At 61.2% G+C, this 15,843-nt stretch carries 15 protein-coding genes; 8 read left to right on the top strand and 7 right to left on the bottom strand.

The genetic code is table 11. The annotated features are described in order from the left end of the window. Position 1: 1 nt before the first annotated feature. The 7 genes from CS903_RS04530 to CS903_RS04500 all read left to right on the top strand — a co-directional run bounded on the left by CS903_RS04530 (position 2) and on the right by CS903_RS04500 (position 6,286). Positions 2 to 886, top strand: a complete 885-nt coding sequence (locus tag CS903_RS04530) for a DUF58 domain-containing protein (RefSeq protein ID WP_099332373.1) — start codon at positions 2 to 4, stop codon at positions 884 to 886. Continuing rightward, positions 867 to 1,325, top strand: coding sequence for a hypothetical protein (locus CS903_RS04525; RefSeq protein WP_099332372.1), 459 nt, complete (start codon positions 867 to 869; stop codon positions 1,323 to 1,325). Before CS903_RS04530 ends, CS903_RS04525 begins: the two co-directional genes overlap by 20 nt. Continuing rightward, positions 1,322 to 2,338: a vWA domain-containing protein gene (locus tag CS903_RS04520; protein WP_099332371.1), complete on the top strand. Its 1,017-nt coding sequence runs from the start codon at positions 1,322 to 1,324 to the stop codon at positions 2,336 to 2,338. Before CS903_RS04525 ends, CS903_RS04520 begins: the two co-directional genes overlap by 4 nt. Beyond that, a complete protein-coding gene (locus CS903_RS04515) occupies positions 2,335 to 3,351 on the top strand; it encodes a vWA domain-containing protein (protein ID WP_099332370.1) in 1,017 nt (338 codons plus the stop codon). Before CS903_RS04520 ends, CS903_RS04515 begins: the two co-directional genes overlap by 4 nt. Beyond that, positions 3,338 to 4,261: a hypothetical protein gene (locus tag CS903_RS04510; protein WP_099332369.1), complete on the top strand. Its 924-nt coding sequence runs from the start codon at positions 3,338 to 3,340 to the stop codon at positions 4,259 to 4,261. Before CS903_RS04515 ends, CS903_RS04510 begins: the two co-directional genes overlap by 14 nt. 293 nt (positions 4,262 to 4,554) lie before the next feature. Continuing rightward, positions 4,555 to 5,892 carry an NADP-specific glutamate dehydrogenase gene (gene gdhA, locus CS903_RS04505; protein WP_099332368.1) on the top strand — a complete coding sequence of 446 codons (1,338 nt, stop codon included), beginning with the start codon at positions 4,555 to 4,557 and terminating at the stop codon, positions 5,890 to 5,892. Between the two features lie 7 nt (positions 5,893 to 5,899). Next, the gene (locus CS903_RS04500; RefSeq protein WP_099332367.1) at positions 5,900 to 6,286 is read left to right on the top strand and encodes a sterol carrier family protein; all 387 of its coding nucleotides are present in this window, start codon (positions 5,900 to 5,902) and stop codon (positions 6,284 to 6,286) included. Here CS903_RS04500 and CS903_RS04495 read toward each other — a convergent pair. Further along, on the bottom strand, positions 6,283 to 6,564 hold the full coding sequence (locus CS903_RS04495; RefSeq protein WP_099332366.1) for a DUF4235 domain-containing protein: 282 nt from the start codon (positions 6,562 to 6,564) through the stop codon (positions 6,283 to 6,285). The genes CS903_RS04500 and CS903_RS04495 overlap by 4 nt on opposite strands. Positions 6,565 to 6,641: 77 nt before the next feature. Here CS903_RS04495 and CS903_RS04490 point away from each other — a divergent pair, with 77 nt between their 5' ends. After that, positions 6,642 to 7,649, top strand: coding sequence for a hypothetical protein (locus tag CS903_RS04490; protein ID WP_099332365.1), 1,008 nt, complete (start codon positions 6,642 to 6,644; stop codon positions 7,647 to 7,649). Here CS903_RS04490 and CS903_RS04485 read toward each other — a convergent pair. The 6 genes from CS903_RS04485 to CS903_RS04460 form a co-directional block, all read right to left on the bottom strand. Beyond that, positions 7,627 to 8,943, bottom strand: coding sequence for a DUF4921 family protein (locus tag CS903_RS04485; protein WP_099332364.1), 1,317 nt, complete (start codon positions 8,941 to 8,943; stop codon positions 7,627 to 7,629). The genes CS903_RS04490 and CS903_RS04485 overlap by 23 nt on opposite strands. 51 nt (positions 8,944 to 8,994) lie before the next feature. Continuing rightward, positions 8,995 to 9,417 (bottom strand): ACT domain-containing protein, encoded by a 423-nt coding sequence (locus CS903_RS04480; RefSeq protein WP_099332363.1) that lies wholly within the window; start codon positions 9,415 to 9,417, stop codon positions 8,995 to 8,997. A gap of 68 nt (positions 9,418 to 9,485) precedes the next feature. After that, entirely contained in the window at positions 9,486 to 11,093 is a 1,608-nt protein-coding gene (locus tag CS903_RS04475; RefSeq protein ID WP_099332362.1) for a polysaccharide deacetylase family protein, read from the bottom strand. A gap of 137 nt (positions 11,094 to 11,230) precedes the next feature. Then, positions 11,231 to 12,070, bottom strand: a complete 840-nt coding sequence (locus CS903_RS04470; protein ID WP_099332361.1) for an aldo/keto reductase — start codon at positions 12,068 to 12,070, stop codon at positions 11,231 to 11,233. Between the two features lie 44 nt (positions 12,071 to 12,114). Further along, on the bottom strand, positions 12,115 to 14,040 hold the full coding sequence (locus CS903_RS04465; RefSeq protein ID WP_099332360.1) for an ABC transporter ATP-binding protein: 1,926 nt from the start codon (positions 14,038 to 14,040) through the stop codon (positions 12,115 to 12,117). Further along, positions 14,040 to 15,776 (bottom strand): ABC transporter ATP-binding protein, encoded by a 1,737-nt coding sequence (locus CS903_RS04460; RefSeq protein WP_099332359.1) that lies wholly within the window; start codon positions 15,774 to 15,776, stop codon positions 14,040 to 14,042. The genes CS903_RS04465 and CS903_RS04460 overlap by 1 nt, the downstream gene beginning before the upstream one ends. Positions 15,777 to 15,843 lie beyond the last annotated feature (67 nt).

Here is a 15,843-nt window from a genome sequence, read left to right as displayed (position 1 = left end):
CATGTCGTCACCGCGCCTCCACGACTACTCTCGGCTGGTCTCCTACCCGGTTCAGAAGAAGCTGCTTTCTCTTCTGGACGGGTACCACCGTGGCGAGGGCGCGGGAAGCAGCCATGAGTTTCTGGATATGGCTGAGTACAAACCCGGGGACGATATCTCTGCCATGGACTGGAAGGGAACTGCCCGGCTCTCTCAGCCGGTAATCAAACGGTTTGAGTCGACCGCAGTGCTCAGCATCATTATTGCCTCGGACACGGGGGCCGCCATGGCGGCTGCCGGAGAGGACGGCGAACCGAAGAGTGCGACCGCCGAAGAGTTAGTGCGAGCCCTGGCCTGGCTGGTTTCCTCCCACGGGGACCTCCTCGGCCTCGTCAGCGGTAACGCCAGGTCTGTCAGGACCATGCCGGCCCGCGCGGGGGTGGCGCACTCTGAGACGCTGATAAGGGTGGCATCTGCCTCTGAGACCAGCGGGGGACCATCGGACCTCCTGGCAGTCCTGCGTCACGTCGAGGTCGGGCGACGTCGCTCGGTCATCTTTGTCATTACTGACGAAAGTCAGATTAATGCCCACACGGCCGCGGTCCTTCGTAGGTTGAGCGCGCGCCATGAGGTCGGTGTGTTTCTTATCGGGGACTACGATCCGACCGGGATCGGTGAATCCGCCGATATCCAAGATGTTGAGGCCGGCGCCATTCCAGCCTTTGTAGAGGGCGACCAGATTCTTGAGTCACAGTGGCGGATGTACCGGCGGTTCCGCAGCAGAGAGGTGGATGCACTGCTCGACGCCATTCCCCTTCGCTATGTCCGCCTGGGGGGAAGAGACGGTGTCCTGGACGCCCTCATTAGTGTCATGGGAGGGGGTGGGCGTGGCTCCTCAGCTCCGTGATCCCCTGGTCTACTCCAACTGGGTGTGGCTTCTCGGGACGCTCCTCATTGTCCTCGCCCTGGCATGGGTGATAACGCTTCTGGTTCTCTACCGTGTCCGCAGGGTTGAGAAGAGGATTGGCGTTCGCACCCTGGGACAGTTGCAACGAGCCCGCTATAACCGTCACATCCAAGAGGTCCTTACCGACTTTGAAGAAGGCAGGCGAAGTGCCCGCGACTCCCACTTCGCCCTCGCCTCCCTGGTGCGTGCGGCTGCTTCAGAGAAGACGGGCTCAAACATTGAGTCACAGACATCCGCCGAGGTGGCGGCTCACCTCCCGTCGTGGCCCCTCCTCGTCAGCGCACTGGAGTGGTGTGAAGATGAGACATTCCCGCCGGAACGCGCCACAGAGCAGGTGCGTCGCGGGGCCGACTTAGCTTCGGAGGTGGTGAACGGATGAAGTACCCCTGGCTGTTCGCCCTCGTTCTGATTGCGCTGGCCATTGTGGCGGCCGCAACCTGGTGGGCCCAGCGCGGTCAGTCTGATCGCTCAGTGCGCTGGGTTGCCAATACTGCCGCGATGCGTCGACTGCCAGCCTTCCAGAAGGCACGACGAACGACAATGCTGACCACGGGCGGTTCACTCGTGGCCCTCCTCATCCTGGTGGGGGGTATCGCCGTTTCCGCGGGCCTCCCGGTGAAACGCGCCGTTGAGCACCCCGTCCTTGCCAGTCGCGACATCGTCCTTTGCCTCGATGCCTCCGGGTCGATGCTGCCCTACGACGGGCAGATCCTGCGGAGCTTCCAGAAGATGGTTGAGAGTTTTGAGGGAGAGCGGCTCGCATTGCAGCTGTGGAGCGCACAGACCATCACACGTTTTCCGCTTACGGATGACTACGAGCTGGTGTCTTCGGTACTGAATGAGGCAGCCGGGGTGATTGACCGTGGCTACATCGGTCCGGACGGAGAGTACGTCCTCGTCACGGCTGAGCTATCGGCCTACCTCGACGGAGTGGATGCTCCCGACGGTCAACCGATTTCCTCCCTGGTAGGTGACGGACTTGCCACCTGCGTCATGGGTTTTGATGCCCTGGACACAACTCGTTCGAGGACGATCATACTGGCGACAGACAACGAGGTGATGGGGGAGCAAATCTATACGCTCGCCGAAGCCGTTGACAGCGCAGCGAGCCGCAACATCGACATCGTTGCCCTCTACCCAGCCGTAGGTGGGGTTCTCAAGGCCGAGGGCGAACAGATGAAAGCCCTGGTTGAAGGGGCCGGGGGCGATTTCTACGATGCCTCGGACCCCGCGGCAATCAGTCAGATCATTGACCGAATTGAAGCGGAGCAGCTGGCGGACCTCGAGGGGGAGGTGAGGACGGTTGAAAGCACCGTTCCCAAGACCGCCCTAGCGTGGACTGCCGTGGGTTTGCTGGCCTTTCTCGCCGTGGCAGCTGTGAGGCGAAGATGATCTTCCAGCCTTTGATCTCTTGGTTCACCCTGGTCCTGTTTGCCCTTGTCGGCCTCGGTCTGGTGATCATCACGGCCTGGCGTGGGACGGGTGAACCTCGCAGGGTTCGCCTGCTCACGGCTGTTCGTCGCGGTGCCATGGTGTTGGTCCTGGCCGTGGCATTTGCCGGTCCGGCGCTGCCGGTGGAACAGGAGGAGGTTGTCTCCAACGTCGAAATCGTCTTTGCGGTTGATCGCACCGGATCGATGGCAGCAGAGGACGGTCCGGGGGGTACGACCCGTCTTGATGCTGCCCGCCGGGACATTCGCGTGCTGGTGGAATCCGCCCCCTCCGCGAGGTTCGCGGTTATTACCTGGGACTCCTCCTCTCGGGTTGAGCTCCCGGTGACCACCGATAGCTCGGCCGTGGCTCGTTTTGCAGACAACCTGCACCAGGAGGTTTCGGAGTTCTCTACCGGATCGACCCTGGACCGGCCTGCGCAGACTGTTCTTGACCTGCTGCAGAACTCCGCGGAGCAACGTCCGCAGAACCTGCGCTACCTGGTGGTGATCTCTGACGGAGAGTCGACGCAGCAGGGCGGCGAAGCCGAGACTGAGAACCCCTGGGCCGAGGTGGCGCAGCTTATCGACGGGGGCGCTGTTCTCGGCTACGGTACCGAGGAGGGGGGTCCCATGCGCGTCTTTGGTGTGGGGGGCATCGGGATCACGGAAGAGTACATGTTGAATGAGGACGGAGAGCGGGCGATTTCCGTCCTCGATCAAGATTCTCTCCAACGGCTTGCCTCGACCCTCGGGGTTGCCTTCCTTCTGAACCCGGACCAACCTGTTCTCAACCAGCTGGGGAATGACTTTATCGAGGGGGCGCAGTCGGTGATTGAGGGGCGCTCCTCAGTGGTCACCTACTGGTACCTGACGTGGGTTCCGGCCCTGGTGCTGGCGGCCCTGGTGGGTTGGGAAACTGCGGTTTTCACCGCCCGACTTATGCGGCTGAGGAGGACGAATGCGCTCTGGTGATCCAAGTCGTTCCCGTCCCGGCGAAGTTGGTCAGCCCTTTGGGGCTATTACGAACCCCGCTCCGCCCCCCACCGAACGCAACCCGCGCCTTTTGAAGTTGCTGTGGTGGACCATGCCGGTGGTAGTAGTCCTCATTCTTGCTGGGTCTGCACTGGTGTTCCTCTGGGTATGGAGCTGGTCTGCGTCCCGGTCTGCAGTTGAGGGCGACTGGTCACAGACAGCCGCTAACTACCAAAATCAGTGGGAAATATCGCGTAGTTTTCCACAGGCGTGGCTTACTGATTACAACCTCGGAAGCGCCCTTGTGGATGAAGGTGAGGTTGAGGGCGGAAGGGACCTGCTTTTAGGCGCTTTTGACAGAGTTCCCAAAGCGACGGTTCAGGAAGATGGCAGTATCGGGGCCTTTTCTTATGAGTGCACGATCCGGTTCAATCTCTCAGCTGCCACAGAGTTGCTGGGGGATGAGGCCGTCGCCCAACTCTTTGACGCCCGAGCGACCGAGCTTTACGAAGAGGCGCTGCGCTGGGTGGCTCCGTGCCAGGTCTCAGGGGGGTCCGGGCAGGGGCAGGAAGGGGATCCTCAAGGCTCCGGTGATGGGGGCCAGGAAGAACAGAACCAGCAGGTCAACCCAGAGATAGAGCAGGCTACCGGAGAGTCAGCCGACCGACTCCAAGAGAAGCTGAACCAGCTCAACGGCAACGGAACCGATGGGGGAGAGGGGGATCAAACCGAGTCTGAGAGCGACGGTAACTCCGAAGGATCCGGTGGGTCGTCCGGGGAAAACCCGGAAGAGACCGAGGCTGAGAAAGAGCGTAGAGAAGCCCTAGAGAAAAAGAACCAGGACCAGAGTGAGCGGCAGCGAGAAAAGGAAGAGTCATACGGCCGCAACCCTGGTACGGGGGGTTGGTAGGGGCTAGACACTGGCGTTTTTTCCTGCAATTTCTCTACTTCCCACAGGGTTTTCCCCAAGATATTCACAGGATGTCATAGATGATTCCCATGCCCTGTGTGTAACCCTGTGGATAAAGCTCGCGTGGGGGCCAACGGGTCGAACCTGGCTTTCTACCGTGAACTTCACTTCAACACCACTTTTGATTTTCGAAAAATGGACGGCCCTAACGCGAGTTGGGCAGACAGCGTTTAATGACTCTGCCCGCGTCCCCGTGGGCCCACAGACCGGTGGGAGAAGAGGGAGAGGAACACATGCACCCGCAAGTTGAACGCACACTAGAGGAAGTCAAGCGCAGGAACCCCGGCGAGCCAGAGTTCCAGCAGGCAGTCTTCGAGGTCCTGAACAGCATTTCACTGGCGGTAGATCGAGACCCCTCCCTGGCTGATCACGCGCTGCTTGAGCGCTTGGTAGAGCCCGAGAGGCAGATCCTCTTCCGCGTCCCCTGGGTCGATGACTCCGGAACGGTCCGCGTCAACCGCGGCTACCGGGTTGAGTTCAACTCGGCGCTCGGCCCCTACAAGGGCGGCCTGCGTTTTCACAGGTCCGTCAACCGCAACATCATCAAGTCCCTTGGCTTCGAGCAAATCTTTAAGAACGCCCTCACGGGACAGAGCCTGGGCGGTGGCAAGGGTGGTTCCGACTTTGACCCCCACGGCAAATCCGACTGGGAAGTGATGAACTTCTGCCAGGCCTACATGACCGAACTGTCCCGTCACATCGGGGACAAGACGGATGTCCCGGCAGGCGATATCGGGGTGGGGCAGCGTGAGATTGGGTTCCTGTTTGGCCAGTACCGTCGCCTGAAGAACCGCTGGGAAACCGGCGTCCTCACCGGTAAGGGGCTCGACTGGGGTGGCTCACACGCCAGGCGCGAGGCCACCGGATACGGAGTCGTCTTCTTCGCCCGTGAGATGCTCCTGAAGCGCGGTGAGGACCTGGAGGGCAAGATTGTCACGGTTTCGGGTTCCGGCAACGTGGCGATCTACGCCATCGAGAAGGCCCTGCAGTTCGGTGCCAAGCCGGTTACTTTCTCCGACTCCTCCGGGTGGGTCTATGATCCCGACGGAGTTGATCTCGACCTCCTCAAAGAGATCAAAGAGGGGCGCCGTGGTCGCGTCGCCGAGTATGCCGAACGTCGCCCCCGGGCTGAGTTCCACGCGGAGGGGCGCCCCTGGTCGGTTCCGTGCCACGTCGCGCTTCCCTGCGCGACTGAGAACGAACTGAATGAGGACGATGCGCGTGAACTAGCCAAGAATGGCTGCGAAATCATTGCCGAGGGCGCCAATATGCCGTGCAGCCACGACGCGGTTGAGGTATTCGCCCAGTCGGGCATTCTCTTCGCTCCCGGTAAGGCGGCCAACGCGGGTGGTGTGGCCGTCTCGTCCCTGGAGATGGAGCAGAATGCCGCTCGGGCCCGCTGGACGTTCCAGGAGGTAGAGGGCAACCTGGCGGAAATCATGCGGGATATTCACACCAACTGCCTCGAGACGGCTGATGAGTACGCGCGGCCTGGCGACTACGTTGTCGGCGCCAATATTCGTGCGTTCATGCGAGTTTCTGCCGCCATGCACGCCCAGGGTGTCTTCTAGGGCAGCTGTGGCAGTAAGACGAATAGGGACTGATGAGGGCGAGGCGGCCTGGCGCAGCTGGCGTGAGTCCGCAGCCGGTTCCACCGGTGCCGCCCGCCCCATCATTGCCCTGGCGGTGCGTTACACCCTGCAGCTGATCACAGATCTGGCTCCGGGGGGCGCCGTTGAGGTGCGGGTGATTCCGTTTGGGGCCACCCAGATCCTCGAGGGCGCCAACCATCGTCGTGGGACCCCACCCGCGGTGGTTGAAATGTCAGCCCAGACCTGGCTGGAACTGGCCACAGGTTTGCTGACGTGGCAGGAGGCAGTGGACTCCGGGGCAGTTGATGCCTCCGGAGTCATGGCTGACCTCGGTCCGCTCCTTCCCCTTCTGGGACGGAGCTACGGAAACTAGGACTTCGTGGCCTCGTCCTGAAGAGTCGGGGCGTCTGCGCCGAGCTTGGCGTCGGTGCGGTACTTGGCGGTCATTCCGTACATAAGGTACTGCGAAGATGCCACCAGGACCGCTGACAGGGCGGAGAAGACCAGGATCGGGGCCAGCTTGCTACCGGTGTCCTCCGAAGGCGGCTCGCTTCCAGTCGCAACCTTCCACGCCATGGTCGCAATTTTGGGGACAACAAATGAGGAGACCGCCATGGTTGCAAGTCCGATGATTTTCGCCTGGACGTTCATTCGTGTTCACTTTCGATAATGGCGCCGTGACGCGCGCCAGTGAGAGTTTGTACCAGGTACAAGGGTAGCCTCATAGCGTGACTCCTGAGACCTCTACTCACTCTGTCAGACGTGCTGACTTTCGCCGCCCCGTGCGCGCAGCCGTTGCGGTTGGGGCCGCGGCCATACTGCTTGCCTCCTGCACCTCCAGTATTCCAGCTGAACCCGGACTGACCTGGGGAGGTTCGGCGCAGAGTGGTGAGACAACCGAACTTGTGACAGTTGCAGTTCCCGAGGGTTCGATGCTTCCCCTGGACGGGCTTGAAGCACTTTCAAAGGAGCTTTCCTTTGGGTTCCGCCAGGTCGTCCTCGACCCACCGGCAGTAGCCGAGGGAGGTCTTGAGGGGGTCCTGGAGGATGTGGATGCGCTCCTGGGAGTTGATGAGACGTGGTTGAACACCAGCGGGGTCCAGGAGGCTCTGGACCTGACGGACGGGGAGATGAAGACCGTTCCCTACGGCAGTGACAGCGCCTGCGTGCTGGTTGACCGCAGTTGGTTCTCGGCGAACAACCTGGCGATTCCGAGTGAGCTGGCGGCCGTGAAGCCCAAGGAGCTGGAGGGGATTGTCGCAACTTTCAACCCGATGGGTTCGCCCTACGCCCTCGCCCTCCTTCCCCTGTGGAAGGACCACTGGAAGTCCTGGCAGGCAAGCCGGGAAGAGGCGGAAGGGACACAGAGCGGTACGGAAACCGCGTCCCCGGTAGTGGCGGGCATGATTGGGTCGGTTCTGGAACCCCTGCGACACCCGAATAACCTGGGAACCGACACCCGCTACCGGGTCCTCGCCGATACCTGTGTGCAGAGGCAGGCGTCGCTGCTCGCGGTAACAGCAAACCCGGAACGTTCGGCACTGGTGTCTGAGCTAGCGGACCTACTCACCTCAGCTCGTGGTCAGGCGATTGTCGCCGACTACGCCCTCGCATTCCCCCTGGGTGAGGACGTAGAGGCACAGGAGCCGTTTCCAGTCGAGGAAGTTATCGCGGGGCTCAAGAAATGGACCGAGCTGTTTGCCCCCGCGGCTTCTAGTCCAGAAGATCAGTCGTGACCGCGGTTTCCGAACCGATTGCCATCGGAGCGATCGAACCCTTTTGACGCAGGTCAAGCATCCTCTTGACGACCCGTCTCTGGACGCGCCAGGGGTCAATGGTGTTGAGGTAGATCCGGCTTCCACCCTCAAAGCCCGCCAGGGTTGAAATCCTCCACTTGACGAGGATGCGCCAGCGCATCGGAATGTTCACAGACGGGGGACGGTAGTACCACTCTTCGTTGGTGGGAATCTTTGCTCCGGTCGCCGCGTGCACTGCGTGCAGCATGTCGGAGACGCCTCGAATCTGCTCCGGACTGGCTTCCCAGGGGGTGTAGGCCTCTCCGGTGGGCCACACGGCCACGGTCGGGTAGCGATGACCAAAGCCCGCGAGTGCGACGGCGTGGTCGTTCTGGGCAATGATGAGGTTGCGCCCGGTGGCGACCCGCAGAATGTCCCGGTAGATTGCGGGGTTCTTCCTCAGTCTCTCCAGCTCAGATTGGGACTGCACCGAGAGTTGATCAATGGCAACCAGCTGCTTGTGGAGGTGGTCGAAGGAAGCTCCGGCGGGCTTGAGCCAGTTCTGGAATGCCACCACGTAGCGCACGGACTGGTTGAGGTCGTAGAGATTCCTCATCGAGCTGATGGTGAGGCGAATGTACTGCTCATGCTCCTCAGGCGTCATTGTTCCCGAGGCCGCCAGCTGGTCGGTCTGGGTCGCCCCGTAGCGATAGTGATGCCGGGGGACGATGAGGTCGTGGCCACCCGAGAAGAAGCCATTGGCCTGCTGCAGCAGCTCGGAGTCGCTCAGACCCTCAATGTCTTCTTCCTTGGTTCCCGAAGCCCTGAGTCGGGCCTGCACAAGGCGCATGATGTGGTCGTAGCCCGAGTCGGAAGCCAGGTACTCTGCCATCCGCCTGGTCTGTTCCTCAGAGGGGATATGCCCGTGATTGAGGTGCCAGTAGTTGTAGGAAACGATCTCAAACAGGTTGGGGATACGCCGGAAGTCGGCGATGGTGTCGAAGAGTTCGTCAGCCCCAAGTCCGGAGAGGTGTTTCCACTGCTCTTGACCCACCCGGACCAGCCGCTCTTTCTCAGGCGGGGTCTCGAGGTACCTCTTCTCGCAGAAGGCACAAAAAGCGCCACCTTTTTCAAAGTCGATTGGGTGCGGTTCAGGTAAAGCAGATGGAAGAGGGCGATCACCACGTCCGGGGACCGTCCACACTTCAGTTCCTGTGAGGAGGTTAGTTTGCTTTACCGTGCCGTCTGCCATCCGTACGATTGCTTCATCGCGATACGTCGCCGGTAACGTCATGGTCCAATGTTACCCCGGGTTCCCCCCGGGGTGGGAAGGCGCGAGAAACGCCTACTCGTCCTCGGACTCTTCCACCAACCAGCCGCGCGCCTGCTGCGAGAGGTTGGCCAGCATTCCCACCACTTCCTGAGCCTTACCGGCCGGAACGAAGAAGTGGTCGTGGAAGAAACCAGCGATGACGTTGCAGGGGATTCCGCGCGAGGCAATCGTCTGGGCGATGGTGGCGGTCAGGCCAACCGAGACCAGCTCTGTCACAGCTGCCGGTTGAATGCGGGCAAACTTCTTGCTGCAATCCAGGCCGTAGCGTGCCGCCTCGACGGCCTCAACGATCAGGGTGAGGCCCTCTGCTTCGCGGATCACCGCGAACGGCTCAAGCCCGGCGGGCACCGTGTCGGTGGTGGCGAACACGTAGGTACCTTCAACCTGTGCGTTCAGGTTGGCCAGGGTTGCGTCTAGTGAATGATGTGACTCCATGGGATAGGAGTCTAGTTAAGGCTCGCGTTTGCACAGAGCCCGTCTCAGAAAGAGAGGGAGTGGCCGAACTAACCGCGCATGTCTACGGCTGAGTAGAAGAAGTCGGCCGGGAGGGGAGCGTAGTCAAACAGCTGGGAGACAGTCACCAGGGTGAAACCGCGTAGGAGCAGGCCATCCGCAATGTCTGCGGCCGCCGCAACTGTGCCTTCATGGATATCGTGCATGAGGACGATCCCGTCGGGGGTCGCCTCCCATACGGCCTGGTTCACAAGCGTGTCGTAGGACGGCTTCTGCCAGTCATTGGTATCGACGGACCAGAGGATTGCAGGCATGGCTCCGGCTGCTAGAGTACGCGCATTCAAATCCCCGTACGGGGGGCGCAGCATGGGCACGGGTGCCCCGGTGACCGCCGTAATGGCCGCATTGGTGTCGTTGATCTGAGCGGCAACCGAAGCGTCATCCAGGGTGGTCAAGGCCGGGTGGCTCCAAGAGTGGTTGGCAATCTCGTTGCCCTCGTCAAAGGCGCGCTTGACGATCTCTTCGTTGCCGGCAATGTTCTGGCCGAGGACGAAGAAGGTGGTTGCCGCGTAGGGACGCTCGGCGTACACGTCAAGGACCTGCGGGGTGAGGTAGGAGGGGCCATCGTCGTAGGTGACCGCGACACAGGGGACGAGGTCGCAGTCCACGAACTCACGCCCCGACGGCTCGGGGGCCGGACCAGCCCAGGCCTCGCCCTCGGTCATCGAGGCCGAGATGCCTGCACCGAGGGGGGTGAGCATTTCAGCTGCGCGCTCCGCGGGAATGCGCAGGGTGGTGGGCAGGACCTCTACCTTCGGGTCTCCCGCCGCGATAAAAGCGATGAAGTTCTGGTCGACTGTGACCAGGACGTCCCCGTTACCATCGAAGCCGATGTTTGAAAGGGAGGCGCCGAGGTCGCCGAGGGTAGCGGCGTCGGGGGCTAGCACCTGGTCGCCACTCATCGGAGGATCGATCTTGAGCAGGTCCAGAACTGCTTCGTAGAGAGCAGGTAGGGCCGCGGGGTTGATGAGGTCGCGTCCCCTGGCGACCTCGCCGGTGGCAGTGTTGGTGTAGATGATCTCTACGAAGTCGCTGGCGACCTCGGTGGCATTTCCCCGGACGAAGCGGAGCTTCTGGCCGTAGTTGGTTCCGGAGGCCAGGATGGTGTCGCAGACGACCGCCAGGGTGGTGTCACCACCGGCGGGGAGGGCGAGGTTCGGATCGTCGAGGATCTCGCGGGCACCGAGGGCAGTTGAGCCGGCGACACAGCCTCGCTCAAGCCAGGATTGGCTCTGCTCGTGGGTCTCCGGAGAGTAGACTGCGTCGTGCCTCGCAGCCTGGGCTTCCAGCTGGGCGCCTACGGTTTCGGCCAGAACATCATTGAAGGGCTGCTGTCCCGGCAGGTAGGCCCAGCGCGCGGCAGAACCGGTCGAGTTGGTTATCTTCTGGCCGGTCAGACCCTCAACAACCAGGTCTGTGGGGTGCACGAAGTACTCAGCCAGGGTGATCTTCGCGGCAGGTTTACCTGAGTTGGCAGAACCTAATTCCCCACTCTGGGAACCGGTCGAGGTGGTGCAGGCCCCAAGAACCAGGGCCGTGGCAGCTACACCGGCTGCGATAATCGAGGCGTTCGTCCGTCGTGTTGTTCTGGCGCTCATGGCAAGCAGTCTCTTTCGTCCGGCCGCTAGGGCTCAAAAAGGGGCCCTAGAATCTGCTGGTCAAGTAGCTACACTAGCGCCGTTCTTGGCGAAAGCACTAGCAAAATGCGGGGGAGCCGCCAAATTTGCGGGTCGTTTCACATCCTATTCATAACATCGGGATGCTTGCCGGTCCGCCCTTCTTCCCCTCGGTCAAGGGCGTAGATTTGCGCCATCTCGTCCTCGCTCAACTCGAAATCGAAAAGTTCCAGGTTGGTCTTCTGCCGCTCTGGGGTTGAGGACTTGGGCAGGATGATGTCGCCGCGCTGCAACGCCCAACGCAGTGCCACCTGGGAGGTGGACTTTCCGTGGTCCTGGGCAATCTGCGTCAAGGTGGGATCCTTGAGGACGGTACCCCGGGCCAGGGGCGACCATGCCTCAGTCAAAATGCCGTGGCGGGCGTTGAAGGCGTGGAGTTCTGGTTCCTGGAAGTAGGGGTGGGATTCGATCTGGTTGACCGCCGGAACCACCCGGGCGGTTTCCAGTAGTTTCTCAAGGTGGTGGATCTCAAAGTTGGAGACCCCGATGGCACGGGCCCGACCGTCCTCAAGGAACTCTTCCAGGACGGCCCAGGTGGCGCCGAAGTCACCCCCGTAATACATCGGAAGGGGCCAGTGAATCAGGAAGAGGTCGACGTAGTCTGTCTGCAGATCGTCGAGTGTCTGCGCGAAGGACTCTCGGGCCACCCTCGGTTCGTGGTTGGGGTTGTTGAGCTTCGACGTGATGAAGAGCTGCTCCCGCGGGACCCCGGCGGCTCGCCAGCCATCCCCGACTTCGGGTTCATTGAGGTACATCTGGGCGGTGTCGAGGTGTCGGTAGCCAACCTCGAGAGCACTCTCAACAATCGCTGCCGTCCCCTCCGTGACCTTGTAGGTGCCAAAGCCAACCTGGGGAATCTCGATTCCACTTCCGGTGGTGAGGTTCGGGACTTCGGACATGAGGTTCTCCTGTCGAGGGGACTGCGCGATTCTTAGAAATTAATCTACTCGTTGGTGGGATCGTAGGGGCCGGCAAACTGGGCACGGTAGAGACGAGCGTAGGCTCCGTCGACTGCCAGCAGCTGGTCGTGGGTGCCCTGTTCGACCACATCTCCGTCCTGCATCACGAGGATGAGGTCGGCGTTGCGGATCGTCGAGAGACGGTGGGCGATCACGAAGGCGGTTCGCCCCTGGCGCAGGTTATCCATCGCCGCCTGAACCAAGACTTCGGTTCGGGTGTCAACGGATGAGGTCGCCTCATCGAGGATGAGCATTTCCGGGTCTGCGATAAAGGCGCGGGCGATGGTCAACAGCTGACGCTCACCGACTGAGAGCGTGTCACCATCGTCAGAGATCCTGGTCTCGTAACCTTCTGGGAGCTGGCGGATCAGGCGGTCGACCGAAGTCTCCCGCGCGGCCCGGCGCACCTCCTCCGGCGTGGCACCACTGCGGCCGAACGCAATGTTGTCCTCGATGGTGCCGTCAAACAGCCAGGTCTCCTGCAGGACCATTCCGATGTGGCGACGCAGTGTGTCCTTCTTGATCTCGGTGATGTTGATACCGTCCACCAGGATCTCTCCGGAGTCGACCTCATAGAAGCGTTCCAGCAGGTTGACAAGGGTGGTCTTCCCGGCACCCGTGGGGCCGATGATGGCCACCATCTGACCCGGGGCAACGTCTAGGTTGAGGTTCTTGATGACGGGCTTATCGGGGTTGTAGCCGAAGCGAACGTTTCGGAACTCAACGTGACCCTCACCGGAGGGCTTCTTGGTCCCTGTATCCGGGGCCATATCGGGGGCGTCAAGGAAGTCAAAGACCCTTTCGGCGGATGCCAGGCCCGACTGCAGCAGGTTGGCTATCGACGCTAGCTGGCCCACCGGCTGGGTGAACTGGCGCGAGTACTGAATAAAGGCCTGCACCTCACCGATTGTCAGGGTTCCGGCGGTAACCATCACGGCACCACCCACGGCGATGACGACGTAGGAGAGGTTGGAAACGAAGCTCATCACCGGGTTGACCAGGTTCGAAATGAACTGGGCTTTGAACGAAGAGCGGTAGAGGTGATCATTCTCCGCGCGGAACTCTGCGTCGAACTTCTCCTGCAGGTTGAACAGGGTGGCAACGGTATGCCCGGTGACACTTTCTTCGACAACGCCGGAAACTGCTCCGGTAGCCTTCCACTGCTTGCGGAACTGCGGCTGGGCCTTCTTCATCAGGATGCCTGCGACGATCGCACCGACGGGGATAACGAAGAGGGCAATGAGGGTTAGTGACCACGACATCGTCAGCATCATGACTGCGATGCCGATGATCATGAACACTGAGGAGAGGAACTGCGTAATGGTCTGCTGCAGGGTCTGGGTGATGTTGTCGACGTCGTTGGTAACGCGAGAGAGGATGTCGCCGCGGCTGTGACGGTCGAGGTATGACAGTGGCAGGCGGTTGATCTTGTCCTGTATCCGCTGGCGCAGGTTCCACCCGGTGTTCTGGACGACGACACGGGCAATCTGCCCGGAAGCCCACCCGAGGAAGGCCGACCCGACGTAGATGGCGACAACCACAAGCAGCAGGTTGGCCAGGGCGCTGAAGTCGACTCCCTGCCCCGGAACGATATCCATTGGGCCCAGCATGTCAGCCATGCGGGTCTCGCCCTGGGCTCGCAGGCCTTCGATCACTTCCTGCTTGGTTGAACCCGCGGGCATCCTCGAGGAGATGTACCCGTTAAACACCGTGTTGGTGGCGTAGCCGAGGATCCGGGGTGCCAGCACTCCCAGGATGACCCCGCCGATGCTGAGCAGGGCGACTGCCCCGAGCATCCACCAGTAGCTGCTGAGCATCTTGAGAAGACGCTTCAGCGTGCCCTTGAAGTCCTTAGCCTTGGCGGGTGCTCGACCGCCCGGACCACCGGGACCGTGACCTGGACCGCTCATCAGTCTTCCTCCAATGCCATCTGGGACTCAACGATCTGACGGTAGGTGGGCGAAGTTTCGACCAGCTCCTCATGTCGTCCTCGGGAAACGATTTCGCCGTTGTCTAGAACCAGGATCTGGTCGGCGTGGCGAATAGTCGCGATACGCTGCGCAACGATGAGGACTGCGGCCTCCCCGACGTAGCGGCGCAGACTGTTGCGGATGGCCGCATCTGTCGCGTAGTCGAGGGCGCTGAATGAGTCATCAAAAACGTAGAGGTCAGCCGACTTGTAGAGTGCGCGGGCCATGGTGAGTCGCTGGCGTTGGCCACCTGAAAAGTTGCGTCCTCCGGGATCGACACGGGTGTCGAGGCCGTCCTCGAGGGCGCTGACAAACTCGGTCGCCTGGGCCCCATCAAGTGCCCACTGGATCCGCTCCCTTTCAGCCTCTGTGGGACTGTCAGTCCCGGAGATAGTTGAGGCGATCGTTCCGGAGAAAAGGTAGGCGGACTGGGGGACGAAGCCGATGTTATCGCGCAGGGTTTCCAGCGAGAGCTCACGGACATCAGTTTGATTCGCACGCACCGATCCACCGGAGGGGTCGAGAAGGCGGGGGAACAGGCTGGCAAAGGTGCTTTTACCGGAACCGGTTGAACCGATGACGGCGGTTGTCGTGTTAGGCAGAAGGTCGACGTTGATGTTGTGGAGGACGGGCTCCTCCGCGCCGGGGTACTGAACCCGAACGTCATCCAGGGTGAAGGTGACCTGACCGGAGGGGAAGTTCTCTGCCACCTCGGGGGTCGTGATTGAGAGGGGAGTGGTGAGCACCTCGTTGATGCGGCGTGAGGTCACAGCCGCCCTCGGCAGCATAAAGAAGAGCATCGAGGACGTCATGGTGGCCCCGAAGATCATGGCGAAGTAAGAGATGAAGGCGAGGAGGGCGCCGATTTCCATTGAACCGGAGTCAACCAGGTGGCCGCCAAACCACACCACGGCAATGGTCCCCAGGGAGAACACCAGCTGAAGAAGCGGGAAGATGACGGCAAAAACCGTTCCGATTCGCATGGCGACCCACCGCAGTGAGTCGTTGGCGCCCGTGTAGCGCGAACCGAAATCATCCTGGCGGACAAATGCTCGGATGACACGGATTCCGCTCAGCTCTTCACGCAGGACGGTGTTCATGTTGTCCAGGCGATCCTGCTGGCTGCGGAACAGGGGCGCCAGGATGAGGAATGCAACACCGATAATTGCGGTGATGACTGGAACGAGGATGATGAGCAGACTTGCGAGGCTGGCGTTCATGCGCAGGGTCATGATGATGCCACCGACCCCCATGATAGGAGCTGCGATCATAAAGTTGAAGATCATCAGGACGACCATCTGGACCTGCTGGACGTCGTTGGTGGAGCGGGTGATGAGGGACGGTGCCCCGATCTCGTGAACCTCACGCGAAGAGAAGTCCTGCACGCGGTTGAAAACCCTGGTGCGCAGGTCGGCACCGAGACCCATGGCTAGTTTGGCTGCGATGTAAACGGCGAAACCGGCGCTGATTCCCTGAGCTGCGGAAACAGCCAACATTATGAAGCCGAGCTGCCACACTCGGTTGACGTCTCCGGTGACCACGCCCTCATCGATAATCGAGGCGTTGAGGTCGGGCAGGAAGAGCGCACTTACCGTTGCGACGACCTGCAGGGCAATGACTATGAGGAGCTGCCCCCAGTGTTCCTTTAGATAGGGCCATGTAACCCGCCAGAGCATAGGCTCCCTCGCTGACTTCTCGTTCTTTGACTAAGTTCCTACTCTATTGTGAAATCGCAGGAGCCAC

The sequence above is a fragment of the Actinomyces minihominis genome, from assembly GCF_900187855.1.
Classification (GTDB): Bacteria; Actinomycetota; Actinomycetes; order Actinomycetales; family Actinomycetaceae; genus Scrofimicrobium; species Scrofimicrobium minihominis.
This window is presented reverse-complemented; position numbering and strand designations above follow the sequence as displayed.

What these genes read in the sequence shown, in the direction of transcription:
- CS903_RS04530 (WP_099332373.1), top strand. Translation starts at nt 2, where the DNA reads ATGTCGTCACCGCGCCTCCACGACTACTCTCGGCTGGTCTCCTACCCG.
- CS903_RS04520 (WP_099332371.1), top strand. Translation starts at nt 1,322, where the DNA reads ATGAAGTACCCCTGGCTGTTCGCCCTCGTTCTGATTGCGCTGGCCATT.
- CS903_RS04515 (WP_099332370.1), top strand. Translation starts at nt 2,335, where the DNA reads ATGATCTTCCAGCCTTTGATCTCTTGGTTCACCCTGGTCCTGTTTGCC.
- CS903_RS04510 (WP_099332369.1), top strand. Translation starts at nt 3,338, where the DNA reads ATGCGCTCTGGTGATCCAAGTCGTTCCCGTCCCGGCGAAGTTGGTCAG.
- gdhA (WP_099332368.1), top strand. Translation starts at nt 4,555, where the DNA reads ATGCACCCGCAAGTTGAACGCACACTAGAGGAAGTCAAGCGCAGGAAC.
- CS903_RS04495 (WP_099332366.1), bottom strand. Translation starts at nt 6,564, where the DNA reads ATGAACGTCCAGGCGAAAATCATCGGACTTGCAACCATGGCGGTCTCC.
- CS903_RS04485 (WP_099332364.1), bottom strand. Translation starts at nt 8,943, where the DNA reads ATGACGTTACCGGCGACGTATCGCGATGAAGCAATCGTACGGATGGCA.
- CS903_RS04480 (WP_099332363.1), bottom strand. Translation starts at nt 9,417, where the DNA reads ATGGAGTCACATCATTCACTAGACGCAACCCTGGCCAACCTGAACGCA.
- CS903_RS04475 (WP_099332362.1), bottom strand. Translation starts at nt 11,093, where the DNA reads ATGAGCGCCAGAACAACACGACGGACGAACGCCTCGATTATCGCAGCC.
- CS903_RS04470 (WP_099332361.1), bottom strand. Translation starts at nt 12,070, where the DNA reads ATGTCCGAAGTCCCGAACCTCACCACCGGAAGTGGAATCGAGATTCCC.
- CS903_RS04465 (WP_099332360.1), bottom strand. Translation starts at nt 14,040, where the DNA reads ATGAGCGGTCCAGGTCACGGTCCCGGTGGTCCGGGCGGTCGAGCACCC.
- CS903_RS04460 (WP_099332359.1), bottom strand. Translation starts at nt 15,776, where the DNA reads ATGCTCTGGCGGGTTACATGGCCCTATCTAAAGGAACACTGGGGGCAG.